This window comes from Mesorhizobium sp. B2-4-1 (assembly GCF_006442185.1).
Classification (GTDB): domain Bacteria; phylum Pseudomonadota; class Alphaproteobacteria; order Rhizobiales; family Rhizobiaceae; genus Mesorhizobium.
Genome location: NZ_VFVN01000005.1, coordinates 389,353 through 415,369 on the forward strand (window position 1 = coordinate 389,353; position 26,017 = coordinate 415,369).

Here is a 26,017-nt window from a genome sequence, read left to right on the forward strand (position 1 = left end):
TTGGCCGCGGCGGCGGTTGCAGGGTTCCTGGTCGGAACCTGCACAAGAATCAGGAATCCTGAATTTGGAAGCCAATCCATTCGATCCGCCAGAAGGCTCGCTGCGCAAATCCGTCGGGCGCGGCGCGGTCGTGACGGCCTTGTCGCAGTCCGTGCGGGTCGCCACGCAGATCATTTCCGTCATCGTGCTGTCGCGTCTCCTGTTGCCGCAGGATTTCGGCGTCGTGGCGATGTGCGCGCCGGTGCTGGCCTTCATCGCGCTGTTCCAGGATTTCGGCCTCACCCAGGCGACCATCCAGAAATCGGGCATACGGCACGACGAGGTGAACTACCTGTTCTGGATCAATGTCGCCGTCAGCGCCATCCTGGCCTGCGTGCTTGCCGGCGCGGCACCGCTGGTCGCCGCCTTCTACGGCGAACCGCGTGTGGCTGGCCTGGTGGCGGCGCTGGGCCTGCAGATCATGGCCTACGGCCTCGGTGCGCAGCATCTGGCGCTCCTGACCCGCCGCATGCAGTTCGGCCGCCTGGCCATCATCGATGTCGCAGGCGCCGTGGCTGGTCTTGCCGTGTCGATCGCCTGGACCTTCATCGACCGCTCCTACTGGGCACTTTTCGCCGGCACCTTGACCGGAGCCGTGCTGCCGACGCTGTGCTACTGGGCCAGTTCGCGCTGGCGGCCCAGCCTGCCGCGCAAGGTCGCCGGGATCAGCGAGCTGATCAATTTCGGCGCCGGCATAACCGGCTTCAACTTCGCCAATTTCTTCGCCCGCAATCTCGACAACGTGCTGATCGGAAAATACTGGGGCGAGGCGCAGCTCGGCCTCTATGACCGTGCCTACAAGCTGCTCCTGTTCCCGCTGAGCCAGATCACGAACCCGCTGTCGAAGGTGATGGTGCCGGCTCTTTCCAGGCTGAAGGACGAGCCCGACCGCTACCGCAGCGCCTATCTTCGCGTCATGCCGCTGATCCTGCTGGTGGCGCTTCCCGGCGTCGCTTTCGCCACCGCCATGTCCGACATACTCATCCCCTTCGTGCTCGGTGAGCAATGGCGCGCAAGCGCCTCGATTTTCCTGGCGCTGGGCTTCGCCGGGCTGCTGCAGCCGCTCAACAATCCGGCCGGATGGCTGTTCGTCAGCCAGGGCCGCTCCGGCGACTTCATGCGCTGGGGCATCATCACGGCGGTGACGTCGGTGCTCGCTTTCGTGCTGGGCCTGCCTTATGGCGCGCTCGGCGTGGCGATCGCCTATGCCGTCAGCGAATATCTGCGCACGCCTTTCCTCTGGCTCTATGTCGGCAGGAGCGGGCCGCTGCGGGCAAGCCACGTGCTTCGCGCGGCGACGCCGTTCGTGCTCGGCGCGCATGTGGCGCTGGCGGTGGTCTGGTTGGTCAAGCCGCTGCTGCCGCAGCAGCATGTCATTGCCTTGGCCAGCGGCGCGATCCTTGCCTATCTCATCACCATCGTCATCGCGCTGGCCTTCGCAGCCGGCCGTGAAGCCTTGCGCGAGGCCTTGAAAATGCTGCCGGCAAGGCCGCCGGCGGCAGCACCGCGCGAGGCGCAATAATTTTGGCGCTTTCGACCCTTACCGTTCACCCGAGCATCAGGCCTGATCCATGCATTACCGATCGATCTCAGACATGAACGACGCGATCGTGAGCAACCTTCACCGGTTGCCGCGCGACATCGACCTGGTGGTCGGCGTCCCCAGAAGCGGGGTGCTGGCAGCGACGCTGGTCAGTCTCGCGGCGAACATACCGATGACCGACCTGGACTCCTTCCTCGAGGGTCGCGTCTACACATCGGGCATCACCAAGCGCCGTGCGGTGCTCGACCGCAAGGTCGCGGAAATGCGCAAGGTGCTGGTGATCGACGACAGCGTCTCCGGCGGCAACGCCATGCGCGACGCCCGCGCCCGCATAGAGGGTGCCGGCATCGAGGCAGACTACACCTTTGCCGCCGTGTTCGGGCTTGAGCCGCAGCATGCCGAGACCGATGTCGTCTTCGAGGTCGTGCCGCACCCGCGCATGTTCCAGTGGAACTTCATGCATCATAAATTCCTGGCGCAATGCTGCGTCGACATAGACGGGGTGCTGTGCCTCGATCCGACCGAGGCGGAAAACGACGACGGTCCGGCCTACGAGAAATTCCTCAGCGAAGCGCGGCCGCTCCATACCGCGACCCGCAAGATCGGCTGGCTGGTGACCAGCCGGCTGGAGAAATACCGCGCCTTGACCGAGGCATGGCTGGCCAAGCACGAGATCAAGTACGATCATCTGATCATGCTCGACCTGCCGAGCAAGGCGGAGCGCCAGCGGCTTGGCGCGCATGGCAGTTTCAAGGCCGAATTCTACCGCAAATCCGATGCCATCCTGTTCATCGAGAGCGAGCACGAGCAGGCGCTGAGGATCACCGAGCTGTCGGGCAAACCGGTGCTGTGCGTCGAAACGCACATGGTCAGCTTTCCCAACGCGCTGTCGCTCCCGGCGCTCGGCCAGGCGGCGCGCAACCTGCCGGCCAGGTTGCGACAGGCCAAGTCACAGGAAGGGCGCAAGGGCGCCGCCAAGGCCCTTGCCCGCGCCCTGCTCGGCGCCCGCGGCTACGAGACGCTGAAAAGCCGGGTCAAGCGCCTGGCCTGATCCGCCAAGGCTGCGAATCCAGATTAACGGGTTCCTTCGGAGTGTTCGCCGGCGCGCCGGTCGAGAAGCATCAAACGAAAAACCCGCCTGTGCGGCGGGTTTCCGGCGCAACTCAGCACCATGACCAAAAATCTACCATAGCTGCCTTCACCCTGTCAAGAAAAAATTCCTATTCCAGGGCTGCCAGGTCCGGTGCCAGCCTGAGCCTTGGCTACGCCGCCTGTCGCGAACGCTGCTGCGTGGCCTTGTCCAGTATGGAAAAGAAGGTGAGGAACTGGCGGTCAGGATCGAGCTCCGGACGCTCGGAGAAGCTGCGCGCCGTGGCCGAGAGCCGGTCATATTCCTGGCGGTCGTTCCACAGCAGCCTGACAGCCGCGACCCAGTCGGTGAGCGGAGCTTCGTAATCGAGCACCACGCCGCCCGGTCCGACCGCTTCGGGCAGGCCGCCGCGCCGCGAGCTAATGACGGGAATGCCGCTGCAATGGGCTTCCGAGGCCACACGGCCCCAGGCCTCTTCCCATTTGCTGGGCGCCAGCAGGATCCTGGTGCGGCCATAGACGGTCTTCATGTCGCCGGTGCGGTTCTCCAGCCTGATGTTGGAGAACGGGGCGATGGTCTGCTCGATGCGGGCGCGATGATCGTCGGCGAGCTTCCAGCTCTCCACGAACAGGAACGGAATCTCGGGGCAGGCGCCGGCGATGCGCACGGCGAGCTCGAAGCCTTTCTCCTCGTACGGATTGATCAAGGTGACGAACTGGCCCGTGGTCGGCGTGCTGTAGAGGGCGGCATTGATGGTCGGCGGCAGCACCGCCGCATCGATGCCGAACTTCTGTTTGTAGGCGCGCGCGGTGAATTGCGAATTGGCGATGTAGAGCGCCGAATGCAGCTCGCGCAGATCGCCGCCCAGCTCATGGAACTCGACGTTCCTGAGATAGACGACCAGCGGCACGCCTTCGGCCTGCAGCGCCTTGCCCACCGGAACCGACTTGTGGCATTGGACGACGGCCACATCCGGCTTCAATCTGCGGACGGCAAAATCGGCCGCCTTCCAGGGAAACCAGGCCCGCACCACCGGATAACCGGGAAAACTGTCGATGACCGCCGGCTGACGCAGCAGCTTCATCTTGGCGCGCGCCTTGAAGCCGAAGACACCGTCGCCGAACAGGGCGGCCAGTACGGCCGCCTCATGGCCGTGCTCGATCAACTGTTCCGCCAGATGATGGGTGCTCGACTGGACGCCGCCGCTGAATTCGGGCGTATATCCGTTGCCGCCTGCAAAAAGAACTTTCATGGTTCCTGGCTCCTGGTTCTTTCGCGTTTCGTTCAATGTGGCCCGAGAGCTTGCTCCGACACCGCCTCAGGCACTCTGTTGCTCGAGATTGGCGAACGGATTGGTGCATGGCTGCCATCCGGTGAACCGGATCGGATCGCCCGGCGAACTGCGCCAGGCGTAGTCGGTCAGCATGTGGAATTCGGCGATCAGCCAGCGGTCGAAATGCAGGAGGTCCTGCTTCTTCTGCTCCGGCAGCAGAGCGCGGGCTTTGCCCAGCCTTGTCTCCTCGAGCAAGGTGACGGCGTCGCTGAGTTTCTTGCTCGGGAATATCCATGGGTTCCTGTCGCGGAACGCCAGGACGAACTGCTGCAAATGCTCGATGCGCATGTTGAGCTTGCCGAAATATTTCTCGAGCGTGACGCGCACCAGATCCTCATCCGAAAACGAGGACACTGCCGCGTAGGCAATGCCGGTCGATACCACCCCGCCCGCCATGACGGCCAGTGCGGAGCGTCGCGAGATCTCTATCATCTGGTTTGCTCCTCTCACGCCATCCGGCTCGCCGCCCGCAGGGACAGCGCTGCCGCGGTCAGGCTCGGATTGGCGCATGAACAGCTCGGATATGTGCTGGTGCCGACCACGACCAGGTTCCTGAGCTGGTGATGAATCATGCCGCTGTCGACCACCGAATCGGCCGGGCCCGTTCCCATCCGGAGCGTACCCTGGACATGCGATTCGGTTGGCCGGATGCCGCGATCGAAAAGCTGTTCGACCGGTAGCGGGGCGAGCAGCCCGGGCAGTTTCTCCAGCGCCCGCGCCATGCCCTTGACCGCGTAGTCCGACGGCGCCTTGAAGCTGACGAAGGCGTTGTCGTCCTCGTCGAGCGTGACGAAATTCTCATGGTCGAGCAGGTTCTCGGTCACCACGACAAGCGGCAGAGCCTGGCGCAGCCGTCCCTTCTCGGCGCGCATGCCGTGTTGCCAGCGGTTCTCGAAATAGACCAGCGCCGCGGCGTGCTCGGACCGGTGCGGACCGTCATAGAGGCCGAAATTCAAGCCGGTGGTGATGGTGCTGCCGTCGAAATTGTCGACACCGTCGAGATAGACCTCGAAATTCCAGCCATAGGATTCATGCAGGCCGCGGCCGACGAATTCGCCTCCCAGGCCGGACCGCAGCATGATCGCCGCACTCTGGATGGCATTGGCGCCGAGAATGAAGAGGTCGCCGCTGACCTGATATTCCTTGCCGCCATGGACGAAGGTGACCGAGCGGACCGTCCCGCCGACATGATCGAGCCGGCGCACTTCCGAACCGAGGCAGACCGACACGTCGGGATGCTCGAAGACATGCATCAGGCCATTGTTGGCGGTGAACTTGGCGTCGACCGGGCATAGCCAGCATCTGAGGTTGGCGCAGCACGAGGTGCGCTGCGCGGTCGGCACGCGGGCGCGCGCGGTGGGCATGACGAAATGCTGGCCGGGCTGCGCCGCCTTCATGATCCGGTCGGGCGTCGACATGCGGTGCGGCGGCTGCGGAAAAGGCTTCGAACGCGGCAGCATCGCCGCCATGTCGGGATCGCCCGAGATCGACATGATGTCTTCGGCGTCGCAATAGAACGGTTCGACGTCGTCATAGCTGATCGGCCAGTCATTGCCGATGCCGTAGGTGCTTTTCAGCCTGAAGTCGTTGGGATGGAACCTCGGCGTCTGCGCGAACCAGCAATTGGTGCCGCCGCCCAGCCCGATCGTGTAGTTCCAGGGCTTGTCGGAATTGGTCTTGTAGGTCGACTCGTCCTCGATGTCGGTGTTGACGTTCTGCTTGAGCTGCCATTCATGCGTGTTGTGGCGGCCCCATTCCAGGAGCAGGATGCGCGCCTTACGCCGCTTCGTGAATTCGTGCAGGAAGAAGGCCGAACCGAAACCGGAACCGATCGCGACAACGTCGAAGTGGTCCTTGGTGATCTGCTCCGGCTTTACGTCCAGCACCATCAGCCGCAACTCCTTTCCGGGTCTTGTGCGTTCGTCATGGCAAGCACACCGGCCGGCCGCGGCGATCCCACATTGGATTGCCCAAGCCCGGTCTCATGCCGCCATCCTGCCGATCGAGTGATATTCGATGCCGTGGCGGGCGATGACCTTGGGATCATAGAGGTTGCGGCCGTCGAAGATGATCGGCGTGGTCAGCGCGTCCTTCAGCGCGTCGAAGGACGGCGCGCGAAAACTCTTCCACTCGGTGGCGATCAGCAGCGCATCGGCGCCGCGCAGCGCCGCTTCCTTGGTGCCGCACAGAAGCAGGTCGTCGCGCAGCCCATAGATGGCCTGGCATTCCTGCATCGCCTCGGGATCATAGGCCTGCACGGTGGCGCCGACGTTCCAGAGTGCCTCCATCAGCGTGCGGGCGGGCGCCTCGCGCATGTCGTCGGTGTTGGGCTTGAAAGCCAGGCCCCAGAGCGCGAAGGTCTTGCCCTTGAGGTTGCCCTTGAAATAGCGGTTCACCTTGTCGAACAGCACGGACTTCTGCTCGTTGTTGCGCTCCTCGACGGCGCGCAGCAGCTTGGCGTCGAACTTGACGCCTTCAGCGGTCTTGATCAGGGCGCGCACGTCCTTGGGAAAGCAGGAGCCGCCATAGCCGAGGCCCGGATAAATGAAGTGGTAGCCGATGCGCGGATCGCTGCCGATGCCCTTGCGCACCTCCTCGATGTCGGCGCCGAGCTGTTCGGCCAGATTCGCCATTTCGTTCATGAAGCTGATCTTGGTGGCGAGCATGCAATTGGCCGCGTATTTGGTGAATTCGGCGCTGCGCACATCCATCACGATCATCTTCTCGTGGTTGCGGTTGAAGGGGGCGTAGAGCTCACGCATCACCGCCTCGGTGTCCTCGCTCGATGTGCCGACGATGATGCGGTCCGGCCTCATGCAATCGGCGACGGCGGACCCTTCCTTGAGGAATTCCGGATTGGAAGCGACGTCGAAGGTCAGGTCCTCGCGGCCTCTTTTCTTCAGCGTTTCGGCGATCCTGGCCTTGATCTTCTCGCAGGTGCCGACCGGCACGGTCGACTTGCCGACGACGATCTTGGGCGCATCCATTTCCCGGCCGATCGCCTCGGCGACCGCCAGCACATATTTGAGATCGGCCGAGCCATCCTCGCCGGGAGGCGTGCCGACCGCGATCATCTGGATTTCACCATGCCTGACGGCGGCGGCCGCGTCGGTGGTGAACTTGATGCGGCCGGCGGCATGGTTCTCCCTCACGATGCTTTCCAGGCCCGGCTCGAAAATCGGGACGAGACCTTGATTGAGCCGCTCGACCTTGTTCGCGTCGATGTCGACGCAGACGACCTGGTGGCCCACTTCGGCAAGCACAGCAGCCTGCACGAGACCGACATAGCCGATACCAAACACCGTCAAATTCATTCTGTTTTGTTCCTGTCCAGGGCAGCGGACCGTGTTCGGCCCGGCCGGTTCAAATCGACTTTTCCAATAGGTTCTATTTTACGCTGCATGCCAGCGATTCCGGAAACTGGCAGGGTTCGCCCTGCGCGGTGAAGGCGACGCGCTCGATCTGCAGCGAAAGCTTGCGTCCGGGATCGGCGAATGCGCCCAACCATCCGGTCATCGTATCGCTGCCCCAGAGGCTGAAGAAGATCTTCTGAGCATGGCTGGGCAGCTTTGCCGGATCGGTGATGGTGTTCACCAGTTGGCCGTTGACGTACCAGCGCAAACTGTCCTTCTGCCAGACGAAGGCGTAGTCGTTGAAGGCCTTTTCCGTGCCGCCCGGCACGTCGACCAGCTTCTCGTTCTTGCCCTTGCCGGCGATGTAGGCATTGACCTGCACCTTGGACGTGTCCTTGGTCAGGATCTCGAAGTCGATCTCGTCCCAGGGCTGCTTGTCCGACGGGCCGATATAGGAGAAGAAAGCCGCGTTGAGGCCGGGACCGGTGTCGGTTTTCATGCGCGCCTCGTAGGTGCCATAGCCGAATCGCTGCTTGGTCTGGATTTCGCCGCAAGCGTAGTCGCGATCCTTCGTCTTCTGCTTCTCGAAACCCAATGACAGCACGCCGTCCGCCAGGCTGACCTGCCCCTTCGCCCAGGTGCAATTCTGATGGCCGCCATTCGTCCAGCCATCGGAGACATACCAGCGCTGGCGGTTGAAGCTGGTGAAATCATCGACGAATGAGGGCGCCGACTTCAGATCCTGCGACCAGGATGGCGCCGGCCCGGCGAACAGGCCAGCGAGAGCGGCCAGCGCGACCAGGGCAGCCCTGCGTCCGGTGGAACCGCCCGGGCGGGCTTGCCTGGCCTGGCGCGTTGACGATATGCCGCGAACTGCGACGGTGAACGTGGTTCTCGGATCCGCATTCATACGAAACTCAACCTTTGCGCTGTGCATCCCCAACCCAAAGTAGCCATTCGAGCCGTAGCCAAACGGCGCTTTCTTTCTCTCGTCAGCCCCTCCCCAAGCTGCCTTCTCGCCTCGCGCCAAATCCACCCTTCAGCCTTCACCCTCTGCCGGCGCCTGCCGGTTTGGCGAGCCTCTGGCTGGCCGTCATATCGGACGACCCGTCCTCATCGAAAACCATGTCCAGCGAATGACGAAGCTCCCGGACCATGCCGTTCTGGCGTGACAACGCCGCGATGCGGCGCTCGCAATTCAGGATCGAGGTCGTCAATTCATCGACCTCGGCGGAGCGGCGCGCAGACGCCGAGCCGTTCTCCATGGCCTCGACCAAAAAGGCGGCGTTGGTGGCCGTCGCCTTGTAGCGATTCTCCAGCCCGTTTCGCTCCGCCTCGATCTCGGCCGCGATCTGCTCGAACAGCTTCGCCAGGCGGTCGAGGCGCGAAATGTCGGTCTGGCGGTCGCGGGCCGGATTCCTTGATCTGAAGCCGAATATCGAGGCCATGCGTTCAAAGTCCTATGGTGGTCCGGCCGTCGGCCGGACCCCTTACCGGTTCAATATCGGGCAGTCCGATCGGAGGCCGGTTCATTGGCCATCCTAATTGCTGCACCGCAACATAGACTGCCATCCTCCGGCCGGCTAGGCAACCACCCAATTCGTAAACTCATAAATCCGCCGGAAATGCTTTGCGCGACGGGCTGGCAAGAGCGCGGCCGGACGCCCGCATTCAAGGCTGCTTGCCCGTGCTGGTGCCGGCCATGAGAAAACGCATTGGCGGCACATGTTGACGCCGGGAGGCTAACCCGACGCGGCGAAACAGCGCCTCGAGCTTGTCGGACGCCACGCCCTGGACGATGGGAACCAGGTTGGATTGGCTTGCGAAGGCATAGGCCGCGGCCGACGCCAGGCCCCGCTCTGCCTTGACGTCGAGGAAATTGCGCAGCCGGTATTTGTCCCGCACGTGGCGCTCGTGGCGGCGCAGCACCGCTTTGGAACCCTCAGGCAGGCTGTCGATCGCCAGCAGCGCCAGGTCGGCGTCGGCAAGACGCTTCAGGTCCTGGGTCTTGTGGCGGCCGCTCAGCGAATCGGCCCGCACGATGGCGCCGTAACCGCAGGAGCGGATGACCTTGAAGCGCGCGCCGCTGGCGACCGCGCGCGCGTAGAGTTCGTAATCCTCGCCCAGACGCAAGCTCTCGTCATAGCGCAAGCCGTGCCTGTCGAGAAAAGCGCGGCTGATCACCGGCTTGAGGAAACCGAGTTCGCCTCTGCGCACGTTGCGCCTGGAGATGTTGCCTTCGACGAAGCGCTCCAGGTCGAGGAATTCCGGCTCGGCCGCGAACTGCGGTGCGACGATCTGGGTGACATCGCTCAAGGCGTCGTCCCTGATGAGCATGATGTTGTCGGCCGCGAAATCCCAGTCCGCGCCGGCAAACAGATTGTGAAATCTGCCCGCGAGAAAGAAGTCGTCGGCGTCCAGAATGGCGATGAATGGCGATTGCGAGGCGGCGATGGCGGCGTTGCGGGCGAAGGAGGGGCCGCGATTGACGTCGAGACGGATCACCGCGAGCCGGTCGCTGCCGTCATCGGCGGCGCGGGCGACTTGGGCCGTGTCATCGGTGGAGGCGTCATCGACGACGACGACTTCGGCCACTTCCGGTTCGCGCAGCGCGGACGCGATGGCGACCGCGATTGTTCGCGCCGCGTTTCGGGCCGCGATGATCACGCAGACCTTTGATTTTGTCATCGACATGAATTTGCCTCTTGCACAGGTTCCATTCTGCCCTCGCCCTGTACGTGTTCGATGCCCGACAGGCTTCCCGTCACGGGCTGCCCTGCCGTTCGAAGATGCGGCGGCTGATGTCGGCCGATGCCGCCCAGCCGGCTTCCGCCAGATAGCGGACCGGCGCACGACCGCACAACTCCCACAGCACGGTGCGCCGCTGCGGCCATCGCAGGGATGACAGCCATGGCGCGATGACCATGTTGAGCAGATCCTCATTGCCGATGCGCGACAGCATCCGCGCGGCGCGCTGCGACAAGAGCGTGTCGGCGCCGCCGAGGAGCACGTCGGCGGCGCGCAGGCCAAGCAGCAGCGTGTCGTCCAGCCCCTGCGCCGCGGCGGCGTCGAGCAGGCGCTGCTGCTCGGCTTCGTCCAAGCGGTCGGCGCTGGCGCGCACGTCGCAGACGTAACCGGCGCAGGGTTCCCGGTTAAAAAGCGCCTTGGCGACGCTGATGCAGGACAACAGCAGAGTGTCGGCCACCGATGTGAACGGCACCTCGACGCCGGTGATCTCGACCTGCCGTTTGCGCCGCAGGAAGCCATCCGCGTCGCGCGGGCTGGGCGAGCCGGGTTGCTGGAGCCGATAATGCAGGTCGACGGTGGACTGCGTCGGCCCGTCGCCGCGGATCATGTGCTGTTCGCCGAGGAAACGGACCCACCAGACGGAGCGCGACTTGCCGGCGATCTCGTAGCCGATCGAGCGGAGCGCCTCGCGCGCCCTGAAAAACCCGCCCGGCGCCACCAATATGTCGACATCGCCCGAAGGCTTCATGAAATGGTCGTCGTAAAGCAGATGCTGCTGGAAGGGACCTTTCAGGAAAACGAAATCGATCTGCCTGTCGCGCAGCGCCGCCTGGATCGCCATCGAATCCATGATGCAGGACGCGTTCATCGAAACGGTCTTCCGGCGGTAGGCGTCGAGCCATTGGGAGAGCTGGGCCGGCGGCCCGTTCGCGGGTGCGCTCGACAGCACCTTGAGGATAAAGGTCGCGACCTTGTTCAACCTGGCTATGTCGGTGACATTGGTTACGGAGAGGCCGGAGGCATCGCCGGGCGCGGCGCCGGATCGCGCCGCGAAGAACAGCCGCAGACAGGCCTGCACATAGGCGATCTCGCTGGCGCAATCGGCGGCGCGCAGTCGCTCATATGAACGTTCGGTCAGGGCCATCGGGCGCACGGTTCTCCAGAAGCGATCGGCGCGACGCCTATGCTGCAGGTGCGAAGCAAAGCATCGCCAAAAACTTTTGCGCCGTCCAGTTTTTCCTTTTGCAGCGCAAAAATCCGGCCCCGACGTTTATCGAAACCGGCTCGGGCGAACGATGAGGAGAACTGCTGGACCACAAGGGACGAGTGGCCTTTTCGGCGTTCCGTAGCAAACCTACCGGGAGACCCGGCGCTAGGGCATTATTGTCGCCATGCCTTGAAGTGACAGGGCTTATAAAGTTTATATATGCAAATCAATTTCTTATGCTGACCTAGTGCATTAGGCCCATATGCAGGGATCTCGAGGCGATCAAGGCCAAAGCTTGAGATCGTTACTCACGACTGTGTCTGCGCGCGCAGTCCATAATTGATTAATGCGCGGTAAATCAGGCTTGACTCATAAATGCTGCCATGCAGCTATTGCATCGCAGCATGAAAGTGCCGCCGGCAATCGACAGGCCGTTTCCAGTCCTTGATGGAGTGTAAAATGGAACAGAATGTTGAAAAGCAGGAGTACGAAACGCCCAGCCTGACGGTTCATGGTTCGATTGAAACCATCACTCAGGGCGGTGGCGGCAACACGGCGCTCGACGCAGCATTTCCTGCGCACACGCCGATTGGCGACCTGACGTTCTCCTGAACCTGTCCTGATTCTGGAGGGACACGTTGGGCCTCTGGAATCCAAGAACCATAAAGGGAGTCGGGGTGAAAACCCCGGCCTCTCTTCATTGCCTGACCCGGCTTTTCTTCATCGCCAGAATTGTCGACACGCATTGCGGACAGTGTGTAGCAAACGAGGTTTTCGGATGAACTGGAACCCATCTGACCACGATCGCGTAAGTGCGACCAAGGAAGCGGTTGCCTGCGAATTCGGCAATGGCCTGGCGCTTCTCAACCTGAAATCCAACATCTACTACAGCCTCAACGGGGTAGGCACCTTCATCTGGGAGCTGATTCAGGAGCCGAAACCAATTGCCGAAATCCGCCGGGCCGTGCTCGCGCGCTATGATGTCGACGCCGAGCGCTGCAGGGCCGATGTCGACGCGCTGTTGAAAGGTCTGGCCGATAGCGGACTTGCGAGGCTGCATCATGAGGAACCTGTCTAGGCAGGTTCCGCAAAAGCGGGTCACGGTTTTGCGGCAAGAACCTGCGACGGAGAAAAGTCCCGACCAGACGAAGCACCGGCGGCGTCGGCTTCGAGCTCTCTCCCTGAGTGGCCCGGAAATGCTGTTCCTCTGCCGCTGCCTGCTGGTGGTCGCGGCCGTTCGCCTGGGGCTGACCCTGTTCTCCTACAACCGCCTTCGCGGCATCGTCACCCGGCTGGAGGCGCGTGAATGCGCCAGCACGGGAGAGCTGCGCCGTGTCGCCTGGGGCGTTGCCGCCGCGGCCCGCCTGGTGCCGCGCGCAAGCTGCCTCACCCAGGCGCTCGCCGGCCAGTACATTCTCGCCCGCCAGGGCAACGCCTCGAAGATCCGCATCGGCATCGAGCGCGACACCGGCCGGCAGCTGAAGGCGCATGCCTGGCTGATCAGCGGCAACCATGTCGTCCTTGGCGGCTCGATAGACAGGTTTGTCCCTCTCGTCGACTATGGTCAATGACTGATGAGCGGCGTGGCCGGTATCCTGCACGGGCACGAGGCGCCGGAGTCCGCAGCTGATATCCAGCGCATGCTGGCCCGCATGCGTCATCGCGCCCGCGACGGCAGTTCGTGGTGGACCGACAAGGCTGTCGCGCTCGGCCACGCCTGGCTCAACACGACCGATGAAGCCGGCCCCGGCCCGCTGACGATGGCGGGCGGCAAACTGGCCGTCACCGCGGATTGCCGCCTGGACAATCGCGACGAGCTGACGGCACGGCTCGGCGTCCGCGACGCATCGGTTGCCGACGCCGTGCTCCTGATGTGGGCCTATCTGCGCTGGGGCGAAGCCTGTCCCGTGCACCTGCAAGGCGACTTCGCCTTCGCCATCTGGGATGCCGAGCGGCAGGTGCTGTTTTGCGCGCGCGATCATTTCGGCGTCAAACCGTTCTACTATCACGCGGACGGGCAGCGCTTTGTCTTTGCCTCCGAAATCGGCCCGATCCTTGGCGTCACCAGCGCCGGCGCCCGCCTCAGCGAACATCAGATCTCGGGTTTCCTGGCAGGGCTGCCAGACGATCCGCAAGCGACGCCTTATACCGATATTTTCCGCCTCCCGGCGCGCCACAGCCTCACTGTGACGGGGCAGCGCGTGACGCTGCAGCGATACTGGAAGATCGAGCCGTCGTCGCGGCCTATGCGGCCGGACGCCGCCGAGGAATTCGCCCACCTCTTCTCGCAGTCCGTGCGCAACCGCATGCGCGGAAGCGCGGCGGTCGGGGCCATGCTGAGCGGCGGCCTGGACTCCTCTTCGATCGCCTGCGTGGCGGGCCGGCAAAACCTGTCCGAGAGAAAGCCGAGGCTGCCCACCTTTTCGCTGGTTTTCGAACGCGGTTCGGCGATGGACGAAACCCCCTTCATAGACGCGGTGCTGGAACAAGGGCGCGTCGACGGCACGCTGATCCCGGTCGGCAACTACGCGCCGTTCGCGGAATTCGAACGGGTGCTGGAAGAGCAGGAAGGAACGTTCCTGGCGCCGGGCCTTACGCTCACCCGGGAGGTCTACAGGACGGCGGGCGCCAAAGGCGTCAAGGTGCTTCTCGACGGCCATGGCGGGGACGAAGTCGTATCGCAGGGGCACGGCCATCTGCACGAGCTTGCCAATGCAGGCAAGTGGCTGGAGCTGTGGCGCGAGATCCGCAGCGCTTCCAACACCTATGGCGACGGCATGCTCGGCATGTACTTCCAGTTCCTGACCATCTACGGACCCGCCTGGCGCGTGGCCAGGCTCAGGCACACCGCGAACCGGCTCCTGCAGAGGCTGCGAAAACCAGCCCAGGCTTCGCAAGGCGGAAGCTGGCGCGACCTGATCAATGCCGATCTTGCCGGCCGCACCGAGCTTATCGAGCGGGTTCACCGAGCCGGCTACAAGCCGGCCGACGTCAGCGCCAGCGAGGCGCTGACCCACCGCTGGATTCTTTCCAACGGCTATGTGCCGCATGCTTTCGAAGTGCTCGACAAGGCGGCCGCCAATTTCGGCGTCGAACCTCGTTATCCCTTCTGGGACAAGCCGCTGGTCGAGTTCTGCCTGGCGTTGCCGGGCGAGGAGAAGCTCAGCCGCGGTTTTGGCCGGTACGTGCTGCGCCGCGCCATGCAAGACGTGCTGCCAGCGGCGGTCCAGTGGCGGCGCGACAAGATCGATTTCACCGGCAATCTCGTCAACGGCATGCTGCGCAACCACCGCGACCTCCTGGAACAGGTGCTCGGCCCGGACGCCGGCCGCATCGAGCCCTACATAAACCTGCCGGCCGTGAAGGCTGCCTATGCCCGGCTGCTCAGTCGGCCCGACCGGCCGGCGCCGCTCGATGTCCAGTATGTCTGGCGCTCGGCGTCGCTGTCGCTGTGGCTGCGGCAGGTGCAGCGCGCCGGGAGTGCCGCATGACGCCGTTGAACGAGCCGCTGGCCCTCCGCGCGCACGCGCAAGGCTGGCCGCGCGGACAGCGCCGTTTTTATCGAGCCTACGGCCTGACCATCGCTTCCGAGGTGACATTGCCAGAACTGGAGCCGGCCGAACCGGCAGCGGCGGATATCGTGATCAGCGTCGGCGCGATCGATATGCCGAAGCCTTCGCCCGAGGCCGCGACCATTTTCCACTTCGAACCGGATCGGCAATATCTGGCATGGCACGCCGTCGGCGCGTTCCTGATCAGCGACGCCTGCCGCATCGAGGTCGAGCCGGCGCCCGGCATCGACGATGCGCTGATCGCGTTCCCGCTGCTGGGACCGGTGATGGCGCTCATCCTGCACCAGCGCGGCCTGCTCGTGCTGCATGCCAGCGCCGTCGCGATTGCCGGCAAAAGCGCCATCTTCATGGGCGACAAGGGCGCCGGCAAATCGACGACGGCAAGCACCATGATCCGTGCCGGGCACGAACTGCTTACCGATGACGTCGTGGCGCTCGATCTCAGCCATCCGGACGAGCCGATGATCGTGCCGGGTTTTCCCCAGATCAAGCTGGCGGCCGACGCGGCTGCCGCGATTTCGCTCGAAGGGGCACAAGTGCGGCCGCAGGTGCATCCGGCCATCAACAAGGCCCAGCACCGATTGCACGGGGCGTTCTCGCGCGACAGGGTTCCGGCGACCCGCATCTATATTCTCGAGCGCGGCCAAAAGGCTGAGATCTCGCCCATGCCCGGCATCGCCGCTTTGCCGGCCGTGATCAGATTTTCATACGTCACGCGTTTCGGCCGCGCCGCCCTGGTCGGCGATTTCGCGGCGGCGCATCTCGGGCATTGCGCACGGCTCGCCGATCGCGTCGGCGTGTGCAGGCTCGAAGTGCCGACGGGCCTCGACAGGATCGGCGAGGTCGTGAGCCTCGTCGAGCATGACCTGATGGCCGGACAGGGATAGCAGGAGATGTCGAAATCATCGCTCCTTCGCCCGTCATTGTTTCGGGAAATCGCCGGGTTCGGCGCCGTTATCGCCCAGATAGGCGGGCGGCGGGCCTGGACGGCGCTGCTCTTCCTGATCCTGGGCAGCCTGACCGAAGGCATCTCCATCCTGTTGCTGGTTCCGCTGTTGCAGCTGGTCGGACGCTCCGGCCAGGACTTCGCGATCAAGCTGCCCGACAATGATTTCATGCGTTGGCTGGTGCCGGACGGCACGCTGAAGCTGACCACGATGTTGTGCATGCTGGTGGCGCTGGTCGCGCTGCAGGCCGCCTTCAACCGCTTCAAGTCGGTCTACATGGCCAGGCTTCTCTTCGATTTCATCAACCGCCTGCGCATGAACCTGTTCGAAAGCATCGGCAAGGCACGGTGGGGCGTCTTCACGCGCATGCGCGGCTCCGACCTCGACCATGCGCTGACCGGGGACATAGACCGCGTCCAGGGCGCGGCCTTCTCGCTGCTGATGCTGGTGCAGATCGCCGTGCTTCTGGCCGGCTATCTCGTGATCTCCATGTTCATTTCGCCGGTCATGACGCTGTTCGCCGTGGTCATCGGCATGCTGATGTTCCTCGCGCTGCGGCCATTCCGGTCGCGGGCCACCGCCTTTGGCCAGGTCCTGACCACCAACCGCCAGGATCAATACCGGACGGTCTCGGAATTCCTCGGCGGCATCAAGGTGGCCAAGAGCCTGAACATCGAGGCGACCTATTTCGCGCAGTTGCAGGCGACACTTGAAAGAATGAAGGCCGACAACATCGCCTATGTGCGCAACAGTTCGACCGGCACCGCCCTGTTCCAGGTGGCGAGCGTGATCGGCTTGAGCCTGTTCATCTATGTTGCGCTGGTTCGCTTCGACCTCTCACTGGCCGAGATCGTGGTGCTGCTACTGGTCTTCATGCGCATCGCGCCGCGCTTCATGGACATGCAGACGCAGGCGCAGCAGGTCCTGATCAACCTGCCCGCCTATGCCGCGATGCGTAGTCTGCAGATGCGTTTCGACGCCGAGCGGGAACCTGGCCATGCCGGGATCCAGGACGCTCGAAAGCTGTCGCTCGATTTCGGACTGAATGTTCGCGGCGTCTCCTTCGCCTACGAGGACGGCGCCGCCAAGACGGTGGTGAGCGACATCACCTTCGGCCTTCCGGCCGGCAAGGTCACCGCCCTTATCGGCCCTTCGGGATCAGGCAAGAGCACGATCGCCGACATGCTGCTCGGCCTGCTCGAGCCGACAGCCGGCACGATCCTCGTCGATGGCGTCGAGATCGACGCCGCCAATCGCCGGGGCTGGCGCGACCAGGTCGCCTACGTGCCGCAGGACGTGTTTCTCCTGCACGACACGATCGCGGCGAACCTACGCCTGGCCGCACAGCAAGCAAGCGACGATGAACTGTGGGCCGCATTGCGATCGGCCCATGCGGCCGAATTCGTCGAACGGCTCGACCTCAAGCTGGAAACGGTGGTCGGCGACCGCGGCGTGCGGTTGTCGGGCGGCGAACGCCAGCGGATCGCGCTGGCGCGCGCCTTGCTGCGCAAGCCGTCGCTGCTCATCCTCGATGAGGCGACCAGCGCGCTCGACTGGCAAAACCAGGCGCTGATCGCGCAATCGATCGACGGGCTGCGCGGCTCGATGACGATCCTGACCATCGCGCACCGGCCATCGATGATCGCGTTCGCCGACTGGGTGGTCGCGATGGAAAACGGCCGTGTCGTCGAGGTCGGGCAATATCGGCGGCTGAAGGCGAAAGCAGGAAGCCGGTTGTCCAGGATGCTTTCGGGCGAACAATCTGAGTCCGAACCCGCCGACGTGGCCTGAGGCCAGCCTGGTCTGGGTCAGTGAAGGCTTCGCCCGGCGCCGCCCAGCTTTTCACCCTCGGCCACCTCGGCCGAACTCAGCTTTCTTTCGGCCTCGCGTGTCCTGTCGGCCGGCGTCGGCGCGCTTCTGGCGATCAAGGCATAGACGAGCACGAAGTAGCCCGCCTGGATGACCACGGCACAGATGATGACGCGCAGCAGCGTCGTGCCTATTGAAGCGCCGCCCAGCCATGACCAGCCAACGACGATCGCAAGAGCGAAAATCATCCCAACGATGAATTTTGGAAGCGACATACCCAACAGCCCACAAACCGGCCCGGGTATATTCCAATCGTTGCCCCACCCGAGCGTCGTCCCTTGTCATGCGGGCTTGTTAAGTCGCCCGCTCCCGGCCGGTTGCTTCCGGCCTTTCAACCTGTCGCCACTTTGACAGGTATAATTTGCAATTCTATTAAGGCGAGCAAAAGGCCGCAAGGGCAACTGCATTTATTTTTAGGTGAGCTTTTGCGCTCGACTCGCTCATGCTGCAACGCACACGACGGGATTACGCGCAACTTCGGCTCTTTGGTGTTTTTCAGTAGAATCTACAATATTGAATAGTATTTTATATGAATACCACCGAATATCGTGCCGCGCTAAAGCACCAACGAGCTCCATTCAAGGGCATAAAGAACGCCCCGCCTAGAAGTTGCCCCAAAAGCGCCTCTATTTTTCCGGCTATGCCCATTTATTGTCATAAATGTGCTAAATATTCCGAAATTTGTGCAGGGCGCGCTTATTATTTAGTCAATTCATGACGTGACTATTTCAAAGGTGCGGGAAATTGTGTGTTGCGCTGCAACATTTTTTTGATATCGTGCCGTAAACCATCCGGTCAACGCATGGAGTTTTGGCATGAGGGATGTTGCCAAGTCGGCCACAGCGGAGTTTTCGCAGGCTGGCGTCGATTTTCCACCGCCGATCGGCGGCCTTATCAAGCGCAGTTTCGATATTGCCGGTTCACTGGCCGCCCTGATCGCTCTCAGCCCGCTGTTCGTGATGATAGCGCTGCTCGTCAAATTCTCCGATGGCGGATCGATTTTTTACGGTCACCGGCGAATCGGGCGTGGCGGACGGGTTTTCCCTTGTCTCAAGTTCCGCACCATGGTGCCGGACGGCGAAAGGGTGCTGGCTGCCTATCTGGCGGCCAATCCGGAAGCCAAGGCGGAATGGATAGCCACCCGCAAGCTGAAGAACGATCCGCGCGTCACCCGGGTCGGCGCGGTCCTGAGGAAACTCAGTCTCGATGAGTTGCCGCAGGTCATCAACATCCTTCAGGGCGACATGAGCCTTGTCGGACCTCGCCCGGTCGTGCGCGACGAACTGGAGATCTATGGCAGCGCCGCCGTGTATTACCTGAAGTCCCGCCCCGGCCTGACCGGCCTGTGGCAGGTCAGCGGCCGCAACGACGTCTCCTATGACAGCCGCGTCGCGTTCGATCGCCACTATGTCGAGAATTGGTCACTTTTTGAGGATATTCGCATCATCATCAAGACAGTTCCGGCTGTCTGGATGTCGCGCGGCTGCTACTGAGCGGTCGCGAACCGGATCGCACGCGGGAGATTTCTCCCGGCAGGCATCGGGCGCAGGCTCATCGGGCTGGTGGGGCCAAAGCGGATCGGAACATTCAGTTGAAGATAGACATGTTCGAAGTTTTTTGCAGCGGCCCGCATTCGGGCCGCTCGCGGCGTTTGCGGCTCGTGGCCAGCTGCCTGGCCCTGTCGCTCGCCCTGCCTCGGATCGCCATTGCCGACGAGTACCATCTCGGATCGCAAGACAAGCTCACCATCCGTATCGCGGAGTGGCAGACCGTCGAAGGCACGTTCCGCGACTGGTCGGCGGTGAATGGCGTATACACGGTCGGGCCGGCCGGAATGCTGTCGGTGCCTTTCGTCGGCGAGCTGCCGGCATCCGGCAAGACAACGGCCGAAGTCGCGGCGGCGATCGGCGAGGCGCTGCAGCACAAGCTCGCTTTGTCGGACCGGCCCGAGGCATCGGTCGAAATGGCGCAGTTCCGGCCGTTCTATATTTCGGGTGAGGTGCAGAACCCCGGCCAATTCCCCTATGTGCCCGATCTTACGGTGCTGAAGGCGGTCAGCATCGCCGGCGGCATTCGGCGAAGCGCCGACTACGGCCCGCAGCTCGGCAAGGACCTGGTCACTGCCAAAGGCAATTTCGACATATATGACGATCAGCGCGTTCGACTGATCGTCAAGCGCGCGCGCATCGATGCCGACCTTGCGGGCAAGTCGAGCTTCGACGTGCCGAAGGAGGTCGAGGGCGATCCGAGACTGCAGGCCATCGTCGCGGACGAGATGACGATCCTCACGGCTGACCAGAAGGCGCTGAAGCTGAAGCTCGAGGCGCTCAGCGATCTGAAAGGAGTTCTGCAGGCCGAGATCGAATCGCTGCAGAAGAAGATCGTCAACCAGCAGAAGCAGGTCGACCTGGCGCAGCAGCAACTCACCAGCATCGGTCCGCTGGCCCAGAAAGGTCTGGTCGCCAACGCAAGACTGCTGGATTCGCAGCAGTCCGTCACCGACCTTCAGGGCAAGATCCTGGACTACGAAACGGCCATCCTCACCGCCAAGCAAGCGATCAGCAAGGCAACGCAGGATGCCATCGATGCCCAGAACACGCTGAGCTCGAGCCTCGCCGCCGACCGGCAGCAGACCGAAGCCGACCTGAACGAGGCCGCGCTGAGGGTCAACATGCAGAAAGGATTGATGGCCCAGGCCACCGATCCCGCCACCGTGGCCGCCAGCGCAACCAACGAAGAGCCCACCCTGATCTATTCACTGCTGCGCGCTGCCGACGGCAAGACGAGCGAGATTGCGGTCAAGGAAGACACCCCCGTGCTGCCGGGCGATGTGATCAAGGTCAAGCTGGCGCCAATGCCCAGCCAGTAGGCGATCGAACCGCCTAAGATAAGAGCAGTTCACCGTTCACGAAAACCGCAAGCTGCTCTATCCCTTTGTTTTTGCGCAATTCCGGACGGAAAGCGCTGCGCGCGTTTCCCGGGGAAGCCGTACACACTTTCCTGAAATTGCTGGAGCGGGGCGGCGTTTGAGGGAATCGCCAGCCGCTCTATCGCCTTGCTTTGACGCAATCCCAAACGGGAAACCGATCGGTATTCATCGAGCGGCGTCCGTGCCAGGCTCGGGGCCGCTCCAGCCTCTGGCGGCATTTGCCTCTTCGATCCTTGCCGCAGACAGGCGAGGACGGGCAACGGGCAGTCGCGCCAGCTTGAAGAAGCTGAAATACATCAGGAAGGAACCCATGATGTAGGGGTTGAGGATCTCGACCTCGACGAAGGAGCGGATCAGGAGCAGCACCATGACGCCGGCCAGAACGACCGAATCCGCCCGCCATGTTCCGAACGCGACCGCCGAGACATGGCCGTAAAGCGTGCGCAGGATGACCAGCGAAACCAGCGTCGCCCCGACGAAGCCGAGTTCGACAAGGGCTTCGATGTAGGTGTTGTGGAAGTGGAAGCCGGTGCGGGTGGTGATGTAGAACTCGTTCCACAGGCGCTCGGCCTCGGCAAAACCCTGGACCCAGTATGCGGCATAGCCGACGCCGAGCATGGGCGCCCTCTGCGCGGCGTTCCAGCCCTGCTCCCACAGATAGGTGCGCCCGGTGAGCGTCGAATCCTTGCCAAACAGGCCGAGGACGAAGTCCATGAGGCCGAGATTCAGCGCCACAAGGATAGCGACGACCAGCATGCCTGTGCCGACCAGGAAGATCACCCGGCGGTAGCGTCGCGACAGCACCTTGCTCATGGCAAGCAGCATCACCATCGCCAGCACCGCCGGTGTCGAGGCCATCGAGGTGGCCGAATGCGAGATGACCAGCAGATAGGCCGACAAAAGCACCACCGGCACGGTCAGGAACAGGCTCAGCCGGCCGTGCCTGAGGAAGGCGATGAAGACGACGCTGAAATAGATACCGAGCGAGGCGACGAAGCCGATCTGGTTCTTGGAGGCGAAGGCGCCGACGAAATTATAAGTGCCGTCGAGGACGTCCTCGGAATAGGCCCCAACCTTGAGAGAGTAGAGCAGGACGACGAATATACCAACCAGGGCGCCGATCGTCAGGGTCCGCACGCTGACGGCGCGCGCCGCGACATAGGCGCAGGCGATGTGGGAGAAGTACTGGACGGCCGTTCTCGCGGTGATGCCGGGAGCGTCCGACCAGAAGACGGAGAAGCATACATAGGCCGCGAACGACAATGGCAGCCAGGCGCTGGACAGATGCCGCAGGAACCGCCTGTAGTCGACCATGATGAGGGGCAGCCACACCGCATAGTAGGCCAGGATCAGCACCTGGCCGAATATGACGGAGTAGGAGAATGCCCAGACCGAGACGGCAACGGCAAAACTGCCGTAGACCGAGTTCCTCTCGGGATCGACCAGCAAGGACTTTGGAATCTTCATCTCAGGTTCTCGCCGAGCCTACCCCGGACCGCCGCGTAATCGGCAGGCATCTCCGTAAGAAGGGTGCAATCGACGGCATCTCCATTGTGCAGTGCAATATAACCTATCGCGCCGCGCGCTCAATGGCAAATGCGGTCACCTTGTCTTACAGCCAGGCGAGCGCCGAGAGATCAGGTCCGGGACAGCCGCCCGGGACGGGATCGGATTTCTCTTTCCATTGCCGGCCTCTCCATCGAGGCGGCAACCAGCCGTGCGCGCTACCAAAGTGCTCCGCCGGTGACCTGTATGTTTTCCATGGTGATGCCCTTGGCCATATCCGAGCAGAGGAACACGGCCAGCGCCGCGATCTCCTGCGGCTGGAGGATGCGCTGCTGCGGGTTGCCCCTGGCGATCTCGGCCATCGCGTCCTCGGCCGTGCGGCCCTTGCCCTCGCGCTCGACGACCTGCGCCACGTTGCGGCGCATCAGTTCGGTCTCGACCCAGGTCGGGCTGATCATGACGCAGGTGACGCCATGCGCCGCCCCTTCGAGCGCCACGCAACGGGTGAGGCCGAGGAGACCGGCCTTGGAGGCGCAGTAAGCGGGATTGTCCTTCCAGCCGACCGAGGCGGCGGTCGAGCCGATGTTGACGATGCGGCCCCAGCCGCGCTCGATCATGCCGGGCAGCACGGCGCGGGTGGCGCGGAAGGCGCCGGTGAGATTGGTGTCGACGATCTTGTCCCACAGCGCGTCGGAATGGCCGCAGACCGGCTGCTCGGCCGTGGTGCCGGCGGCGTTGACCAGGATGTCGACAGGACCCACCGCCGCCTCGGCGTCGGCCGCGAAACGGTTCGTGACGTCGCTGTCGCGCACGTCAAGATAGGCGGCGTAAATCCTCGTTCCATGCGCGCCGAGAGCCGAACGCACGCGCTCTATCTCGTCAGCGCCGGGATAGTAGGCGGCGTCGGATCTCTCCACGCCGCCAGGTGCGACATAGGAACCGACGGCGACATTGGCGCCGGCCTGCGCCAATGCCGAGGCAATCGCCAGGCCCATTCCGGAGAAGCCACCGGTGACGATTGCGCCGCGGCCGGAAAGGTTTGTCATCGGGCATGGCCTCCGCGCGGCACGGGACGGTCCATCAGTCCCGAGAGGATTTGAACTTCATAGGCCAACATAACCTCGATCGAAGCCCGTTTCGAAGCCGGTGACGAAACTTGCGTCCTTGGCATCAGCTTCCCTTGTCCATCGGCTCGAGCGGCTTGCCCAGCCAGTCGCGGTAGAAACCTTCCAGGTCGGGTTCGAAATCATGGACGATGGGATAACCCGGCGCCGCGGCCTCGACCTCGTGCAGCGTGCCGCATTGCGGACAGATGAACTCGCGGATTTCCATCCATTCGGGATCCGGCAGGTCGCTGTTGGGATAGATCTCGCGCAGCGCCTCCTCGCTGTCGCGCACGATGATCGAAGCCTTCAGCTTCCAGTTCTTGCGGTAGTCGCCGAAGGAATGGCCGCATTCGCAACGGGTTACCCGCTCATCGCCGCTCTGGCAGATGAAGAGGTGGTCGCCCACGGGAAGCAGGATCGGATCGCTCCAGCCGACTCGGTCCTGCAAAACCGAAACATATTTGAAGAACCGGTCGTCATCCTTGTAGGCGCTCATGACGCGGCGCGTCTGCGGCCAAGGCAGGGTGCCCGCGACCAGATCGGCGATGACTTCCTTGCTGTATGAGGTCATGGTCCCTACTCCACGCCGAAGGTCGATTTGGCGTCGACATCCCAGAAGGTTGAAAAATCCCTGGTGAAGCGCGGCGAGAGCTTGATGGCGCTGGCATACATCTTCTTCACCTCGGGCGCGAAATCGACCGCCTTCACCCGCTCGCGCTCCTTGGCCATCCACTCCGAGACCGGCCTGGCCCGAGCGAGCCGGCGCGACCGCATCTCGGCGCGGTGGCGCTTGGTGGCTTCGAGATTGGCGACGGGATAGCCGTCCTCGTCCTCGTCAAGCACGATCCCGAAGACATTTTCGGCAGCTTCCCTGGTGAGATAGCCGTTCTCGACGTCCGATGCTGTCTTGAGCGGGTCGCGCTCCAGCACGTCGCCATAGCCGCCCCCGCCATTGTAGGAATGGGTGAACACGTCGCCGGTTTTGTGGGGTGCGGTGATATAGGGCCCTTCCATCGTCACGTGCTGGCCTTCGAGCCGGACCTCGAGTTCGGAACGATAAGGATTGGTGCCGGTATGGTGCGCCAGCGGCGCGCCCTTTTGTGCAAGCTCGAAGATGTTGCTGTCGCGCACCGCACGGTGTTTTTGGCAGGTCGGCGCCGGATAGCCGCCGCAGAGCCCGCCATTGTCGAAGACGCGCGAGGAGTGTTCCGAGGTGACCAGCCGGAGATGGTCGGTCTTGCTGACCAGCCAGGTCGACAGGAAGGCGCAGCCGCCGCGATATTTGCCGGCGCCCCCGGAATTGGCAACGATTGAACGGCCGATATAGACCATCGGCATGTTCTGTTCCCAGATCTCGATGTTGCCCATGTCGGATTCAGGATTCCAGCCGACATAGGCGGTGTCCAGCCCATCCTTGATGGCAAGCGCGCCGGAACCGGCGGCCGCGCATTCGAAATGCGCCATGCCGAACAGCGTGCCGTACTGGCTGGTTCCCCCCATCTCGATCATCGGGCTGTTGACCTGGCCGACGAAGGCCTCCTCGACGAAGCCGCGGGCGATGAATGATCTCGACAGGAGCCGCTGGAAGACGCCATAAGCCGGCAAGAGCAGCGCCCAGGACGTGGCGGTGGCCACCATCTCATTGTCGGGATTGGTCCAGGTGCCATGCGGCAGCTTCAGCTCCGTCGCCATCCAGGCGCCGTCATTGACCAGGCCTTCGAAATTCATGTGCTGGGTCAGCGTCACGAACATGCCGCCATCCATGCCGGCCGGCGTGCAGTTCATGGAATGGTAGCCCCAGGGCTGCGTGCCCTCGAAATCCATGATGATCTTGCCGCCCGTGGTGATCTCCATTTCGATCGGAATGTTGTAGAGCCAGTCGGGGTCGCCGAGCGGCTGGTAGCCCGGCTTGCCCTTGGTGACGTGACCGTAAAAAGTATGCCCCCGATAGATGCCGGGAACGGTCAGTTGCCGCGTGCGGGCGAGTTGCGCGCGGCGGCCCTCCTCGATGAATTCCTTGGACACCTTCATCCAGTAGTCGAGGCCGATCTCGTCGATCAGCGCCTTGACGCTTTCGCGCATGTCGATGCAGGAGGCGACCTTGGCCTTCTCGTCCAGCACCCAGTAGATGGGCATGCGCAGATTGCGCTCGCAGCGGATCACGTAGTCGCGCCGCAGTTCGTCGTTCTGGCCGACTTTTTCGGCACAGACGAACAGGCCTTCGGTGAAGCGCTCCTGGGCCAGCGCCACGTCGCCGCCCGGCGTGATGCCGCCGGCCTCCAGCTCATGGCAGACGGCGCCGGCCCAGCCGACGAGCTTGCCCGAGTGGAAGATCGGCACCACGTCCATCACGTCGGGCACCTGCACCGTGCCGATGAAGGCGTCGTTGTTGGCGAAGATGTCGCCGTCGACGATGCGGGGATTTTCCTCGTAGCCTTGTCTGATCATCCATTTGATGAAGCGGCTCATCGTGTGCACATGCACCATGATGCCGTTGGAGAGCGCGATCGCGTCGCCCTCGGGCGTGTAGATGGCGACGACCATCTCGCCGACCTCGCGCACGCCGGGCGAAGCCGAGATGCGACGCGCCATCTCGCGCGCCGAGACGCAGTAGGCGCGCAGCTTGGTGTGCAGCGTCTCGAATTTCAGCGGATCCTGGTTGCGCAGTTCGAGATCGGTAATGCCGTCATAGCAGCCGGTCTCGTCCATGAGCCGTTCGGATTCGATCAGCCGCTCGCGGAGGCGCAGGGCGGAGGCGGGTTTGTCCAGCATGGC

Annotated in this window: 23 protein-coding genes; 10 read left to right on the forward strand and 13 right to left on the reverse strand. The window is 63.2% G+C overall.

Translation table 11 applies throughout. The features are described from left to right. Window positions 1-64: 64 nt before the first annotated feature. Both FJ949_RS16160 and FJ949_RS16165 read left to right on the forward strand, forming a co-directional pair. Entirely contained in the window at window positions 65-1,561 is a 1,497-nt protein-coding gene (locus FJ949_RS16160) for a lipopolysaccharide biosynthesis protein (protein WP_140497169.1), read from the forward strand. 49 nt (window positions 1,562-1,610) lie between these two features. Next, on the forward strand, window positions 1,611-2,633 hold the full coding sequence (locus FJ949_RS16165) for a phosphoribosyltransferase family protein (RefSeq protein WP_140497171.1): 1,023 nt from the start codon (window positions 1,611-1,613) through the stop codon (window positions 2,631-2,633). Between the two features lie 211 nt (window positions 2,634-2,844). On the opposite strand, the gene FJ949_RS16170 is transcribed toward FJ949_RS16165, so the two are convergent. From FJ949_RS16170 to FJ949_RS16205, 8 genes are all read right to left on the reverse strand, one after another. Next, complete coding sequence (locus FJ949_RS16170; protein WP_140497173.1) at window positions 2,845-3,924, reverse strand: glycosyltransferase; 1,080 nt, start codon at window positions 3,922-3,924, stop codon at window positions 2,845-2,847. Window positions 3,925-3,990: 66 nt separating this feature from the next. Then, entirely contained in the window at window positions 3,991-4,437 is a 447-nt protein-coding gene (locus FJ949_RS16175) for a hypothetical protein (RefSeq protein WP_140497175.1), read from the reverse strand. A gap of 14 nt (window positions 4,438-4,451) precedes the next feature. Continuing rightward, the gene (locus tag FJ949_RS16180) at window positions 4,452-5,894 is read right to left on the reverse strand and encodes a GMC family oxidoreductase (RefSeq protein WP_140497177.1); all 1,443 of its coding nucleotides are present in this window, start codon (window positions 5,892-5,894) and stop codon (window positions 4,452-4,454) included. A 93-nt stretch (window positions 5,895-5,987) separates the two neighbouring features. Further along, window positions 5,988-7,319, reverse strand: coding sequence for a UDP-glucose/GDP-mannose dehydrogenase family protein (locus FJ949_RS16185; protein ID WP_140497179.1), 1,332 nt, complete (start codon window positions 7,317-7,319; stop codon window positions 5,988-5,990). A gap of 73 nt (window positions 7,320-7,392) precedes the next feature. Then, window positions 7,393-8,268 carry a family 16 glycosylhydrolase gene (locus FJ949_RS16190; RefSeq protein WP_140497181.1) on the reverse strand — a complete coding sequence of 292 codons (876 nt, stop codon included), beginning with the start codon at window positions 8,266-8,268 and terminating at the stop codon, window positions 7,393-7,395. A gap of 136 nt (window positions 8,269-8,404) precedes the next feature. Beyond that, a complete protein-coding gene (locus FJ949_RS16195; protein WP_140497183.1) occupies window positions 8,405-8,806 on the reverse strand; it encodes a hypothetical protein in 402 nt (133 codons plus the stop codon). A 223-nt stretch (window positions 8,807-9,029) separates the two neighbouring features. After that, on the reverse strand, window positions 9,030-10,052 hold the full coding sequence (locus FJ949_RS16200) for a glycosyltransferase (protein ID WP_140497185.1): 1,023 nt from the start codon (window positions 10,050-10,052) through the stop codon (window positions 9,030-9,032). A gap of 70 nt (window positions 10,053-10,122) precedes the next feature. After that, the gene (locus tag FJ949_RS16205) at window positions 10,123-11,250 is read right to left on the reverse strand and encodes a nucleotidyltransferase family protein (protein ID WP_140497187.1); all 1,128 of its coding nucleotides are present in this window, start codon (window positions 11,248-11,250) and stop codon (window positions 10,123-10,125) included. A 522-nt stretch (window positions 11,251-11,772) separates the two neighbouring features. On the opposite strand from FJ949_RS16205, the gene FJ949_RS16210 reads away from it, so the two are divergent. The 6 genes from FJ949_RS16210 to FJ949_RS16235 all read left to right on the forward strand — a co-directional run bounded on the left by FJ949_RS16210 (window position 11,773) and on the right by FJ949_RS16235 (window position 17,623). Continuing rightward, window positions 11,773-11,925, forward strand: a complete 153-nt coding sequence (locus FJ949_RS16210; RefSeq protein ID WP_140497189.1) for a lasso peptide — start codon at window positions 11,773-11,775, stop codon at window positions 11,923-11,925. Window positions 11,926-12,091: 166 nt separating this feature from the next. Further along, entirely contained in the window at window positions 12,092-12,391 is a 300-nt protein-coding gene (locus tag FJ949_RS16215) for a PqqD family protein (protein ID WP_140497191.1), read from the forward strand. A 118-nt stretch (window positions 12,392-12,509) separates the two neighbouring features. After that, window positions 12,510-12,884, forward strand: coding sequence for a lasso peptide biosynthesis B2 protein (locus tag FJ949_RS16220; RefSeq protein WP_224618327.1), 375 nt, complete (start codon window positions 12,510-12,512; stop codon window positions 12,882-12,884). Between the two features lie 3 nt (window positions 12,885-12,887). Continuing rightward, window positions 12,888-14,804, forward strand: coding sequence for a lasso peptide isopeptide bond-forming cyclase (locus FJ949_RS16225; RefSeq protein WP_140497195.1), 1,917 nt, complete (start codon window positions 12,888-12,890; stop codon window positions 14,802-14,804). Further along, on the forward strand, window positions 14,801-15,772 hold the full coding sequence (locus tag FJ949_RS16230) for a serine kinase (RefSeq protein WP_140497197.1): 972 nt from the start codon (window positions 14,801-14,803) through the stop codon (window positions 15,770-15,772). Before FJ949_RS16225 ends, FJ949_RS16230 begins: the two co-directional genes overlap by 4 nt. A gap of 6 nt (window positions 15,773-15,778) precedes the next feature. After that, entirely contained in the window at window positions 15,779-17,623 is a 1,845-nt protein-coding gene (locus FJ949_RS16235; protein WP_140497199.1) for an ABC transporter ATP-binding protein, read from the forward strand. 17 nt (window positions 17,624-17,640) lie between these two features. Here the strand turns inward: FJ949_RS16235 and FJ949_RS16240 are convergent, their stop codons facing one another. Further along, on the reverse strand, window positions 17,641-17,916 hold the full coding sequence (locus tag FJ949_RS16240) for an exopolysaccharide production repressor exox (protein ID WP_140497201.1): 276 nt from the start codon (window positions 17,914-17,916) through the stop codon (window positions 17,641-17,643). 600 nt (window positions 17,917-18,516) lie between these two features. Here FJ949_RS16240 and FJ949_RS16245 point away from each other — a divergent pair. Together FJ949_RS16245 and FJ949_RS16250 are read left to right on the forward strand one after the other, a co-directional pair. After that, window positions 18,517-19,194 (forward strand): sugar transferase, encoded by a 678-nt coding sequence (locus tag FJ949_RS16245; RefSeq protein WP_140497203.1) that lies wholly within the window; start codon window positions 18,517-18,519, stop codon window positions 19,192-19,194. 110 nt (window positions 19,195-19,304) lie between these two features. Beyond that, window positions 19,305-20,570 carry a polysaccharide biosynthesis/export family protein gene (locus FJ949_RS16250; protein ID WP_181167418.1) on the forward strand — a complete coding sequence of 422 codons (1,266 nt, stop codon included), beginning with the start codon at window positions 19,305-19,307 and terminating at the stop codon, window positions 20,568-20,570. Between the two features lie 225 nt (window positions 20,571-20,795). On the opposite strand, the gene FJ949_RS16255 is transcribed toward FJ949_RS16250, so the two are convergent. From FJ949_RS16255 to FJ949_RS16270, 4 genes are all read right to left on the reverse strand, one after another. Next, window positions 20,796-22,097 (reverse strand): O-antigen ligase, encoded by a 1,302-nt coding sequence (locus FJ949_RS16255; protein ID WP_140497207.1) that lies wholly within the window; start codon window positions 22,095-22,097, stop codon window positions 20,796-20,798. Window positions 22,098-22,354: 257 nt separating this feature from the next. Then, window positions 22,355-23,182, reverse strand: coding sequence for an SDR family NAD(P)-dependent oxidoreductase (locus FJ949_RS16260; RefSeq protein ID WP_140497209.1), 828 nt, complete (start codon window positions 23,180-23,182; stop codon window positions 22,355-22,357). Between the two features lie 124 nt (window positions 23,183-23,306). Further along, window positions 23,307-23,813 carry an acetone carboxylase subunit gamma gene (locus FJ949_RS16265; RefSeq protein ID WP_140497211.1) on the reverse strand — a complete coding sequence of 169 codons (507 nt, stop codon included), beginning with the start codon at window positions 23,811-23,813 and terminating at the stop codon, window positions 23,307-23,309. 5 nt (window positions 23,814-23,818) lie between these two features. Next, entirely contained in the window at window positions 23,819-26,014 is a 2,196-nt protein-coding gene (locus tag FJ949_RS16270; protein ID WP_140497213.1) for a hydantoinase B/oxoprolinase family protein, read from the reverse strand. Between the last annotated feature and the right edge of the window lie 3 nt (window positions 26,015-26,017).

Bases quoted from the DNA above. Each gene is read 5' to 3' on its own strand.
- FJ949_RS16220 (WP_224618327.1), top strand. From the start codon at position 12,510: ATGCTGTTCCTCTGCCGCTGCCTGCTGGTGGTCGCGGCCGTTCGCCTG.
- FJ949_RS16260 (WP_140497209.1), bottom strand. From the start codon at position 23,182: ATGACAAACCTTTCCGGCCGCGGCGCAATCGTCACCGGTGGCTTCTCC.
- FJ949_RS16205 (WP_140497187.1), bottom strand. From the start codon at position 11,250: ATGGCCCTGACCGAACGTTCATATGAGCGACTGCGCGCCGCCGATTGC.
- FJ949_RS16165 (WP_140497171.1), top strand. From the start codon at position 1,611: ATGCATTACCGATCGATCTCAGACATGAACGACGCGATCGTGAGCAAC.
- FJ949_RS16180 (WP_140497177.1), bottom strand. From the start codon at position 5,894: ATGGTGCTGGACGTAAAGCCGGAGCAGATCACCAAGGACCACTTCGAC.
- FJ949_RS16200 (WP_140497185.1), bottom strand. From the start codon at position 10,052: ATGTCGATGACAAAATCAAAGGTCTGCGTGATCATCGCGGCCCGAAAC.
- FJ949_RS16195 (WP_140497183.1), bottom strand. From the start codon at position 8,806: ATGGCCTCGATATTCGGCTTCAGATCAAGGAATCCGGCCCGCGACCGC.
- FJ949_RS16265 (WP_140497211.1), bottom strand. From the start codon at position 23,813: ATGACCTCATACAGCAAGGAAGTCATCGCCGATCTGGTCGCGGGCACC.
- FJ949_RS16245 (WP_140497203.1), top strand. From the start codon at position 18,517: ATGAGGGATGTTGCCAAGTCGGCCACAGCGGAGTTTTCGCAGGCTGGC.
- FJ949_RS16235 (WP_140497199.1), top strand. From the start codon at position 15,779: ATGTCGAAATCATCGCTCCTTCGCCCGTCATTGTTTCGGGAAATCGCC.
- FJ949_RS16255 (WP_140497207.1), bottom strand. From the start codon at position 22,097: ATGAAGATTCCAAAGTCCTTGCTGGTCGATCCCGAGAGGAACTCGGTC.
- FJ949_RS16185 (WP_140497179.1), bottom strand. From the start codon at position 7,319: ATGAATTTGACGGTGTTTGGTATCGGCTATGTCGGTCTCGTGCAGGCT.
- FJ949_RS16210 (WP_140497189.1), top strand. From the start codon at position 11,773: ATGGAACAGAATGTTGAAAAGCAGGAGTACGAAACGCCCAGCCTGACG.
- FJ949_RS16270 (WP_140497213.1), bottom strand. From the start codon at position 26,014: ATGCTGGACAAACCCGCCTCCGCCCTGCGCCTCCGCGAGCGGCTGATC.
- FJ949_RS16175 (WP_140497175.1), bottom strand. From the start codon at position 4,437: ATGATAGAGATCTCGCGACGCTCCGCACTGGCCGTCATGGCGGGCGGG.
- FJ949_RS16190 (WP_140497181.1), bottom strand. From the start codon at position 8,268: ATGAATGCGGATCCGAGAACCACGTTCACCGTCGCAGTTCGCGGCATA.
- FJ949_RS16230 (WP_140497197.1), top strand. From the start codon at position 14,801: ATGACGCCGTTGAACGAGCCGCTGGCCCTCCGCGCGCACGCGCAAGGC.
- FJ949_RS16240 (WP_140497201.1), bottom strand. From the start codon at position 17,916: ATGTCGCTTCCAAAATTCATCGTTGGGATGATTTTCGCTCTTGCGATC.
- FJ949_RS16225 (WP_140497195.1), top strand. From the start codon at position 12,888: ATGAGCGGCGTGGCCGGTATCCTGCACGGGCACGAGGCGCCGGAGTCC.
- FJ949_RS16215 (WP_140497191.1), top strand. From the start codon at position 12,092: ATGAACTGGAACCCATCTGACCACGATCGCGTAAGTGCGACCAAGGAA.
- FJ949_RS16250 (WP_181167418.1), top strand. From the start codon at position 19,305: ATGTTCGAAGTTTTTTGCAGCGGCCCGCATTCGGGCCGCTCGCGGCGT.
- FJ949_RS16170 (WP_140497173.1), bottom strand. From the start codon at position 3,924: ATGAAAGTTCTTTTTGCAGGCGGCAACGGATATACGCCCGAATTCAGC.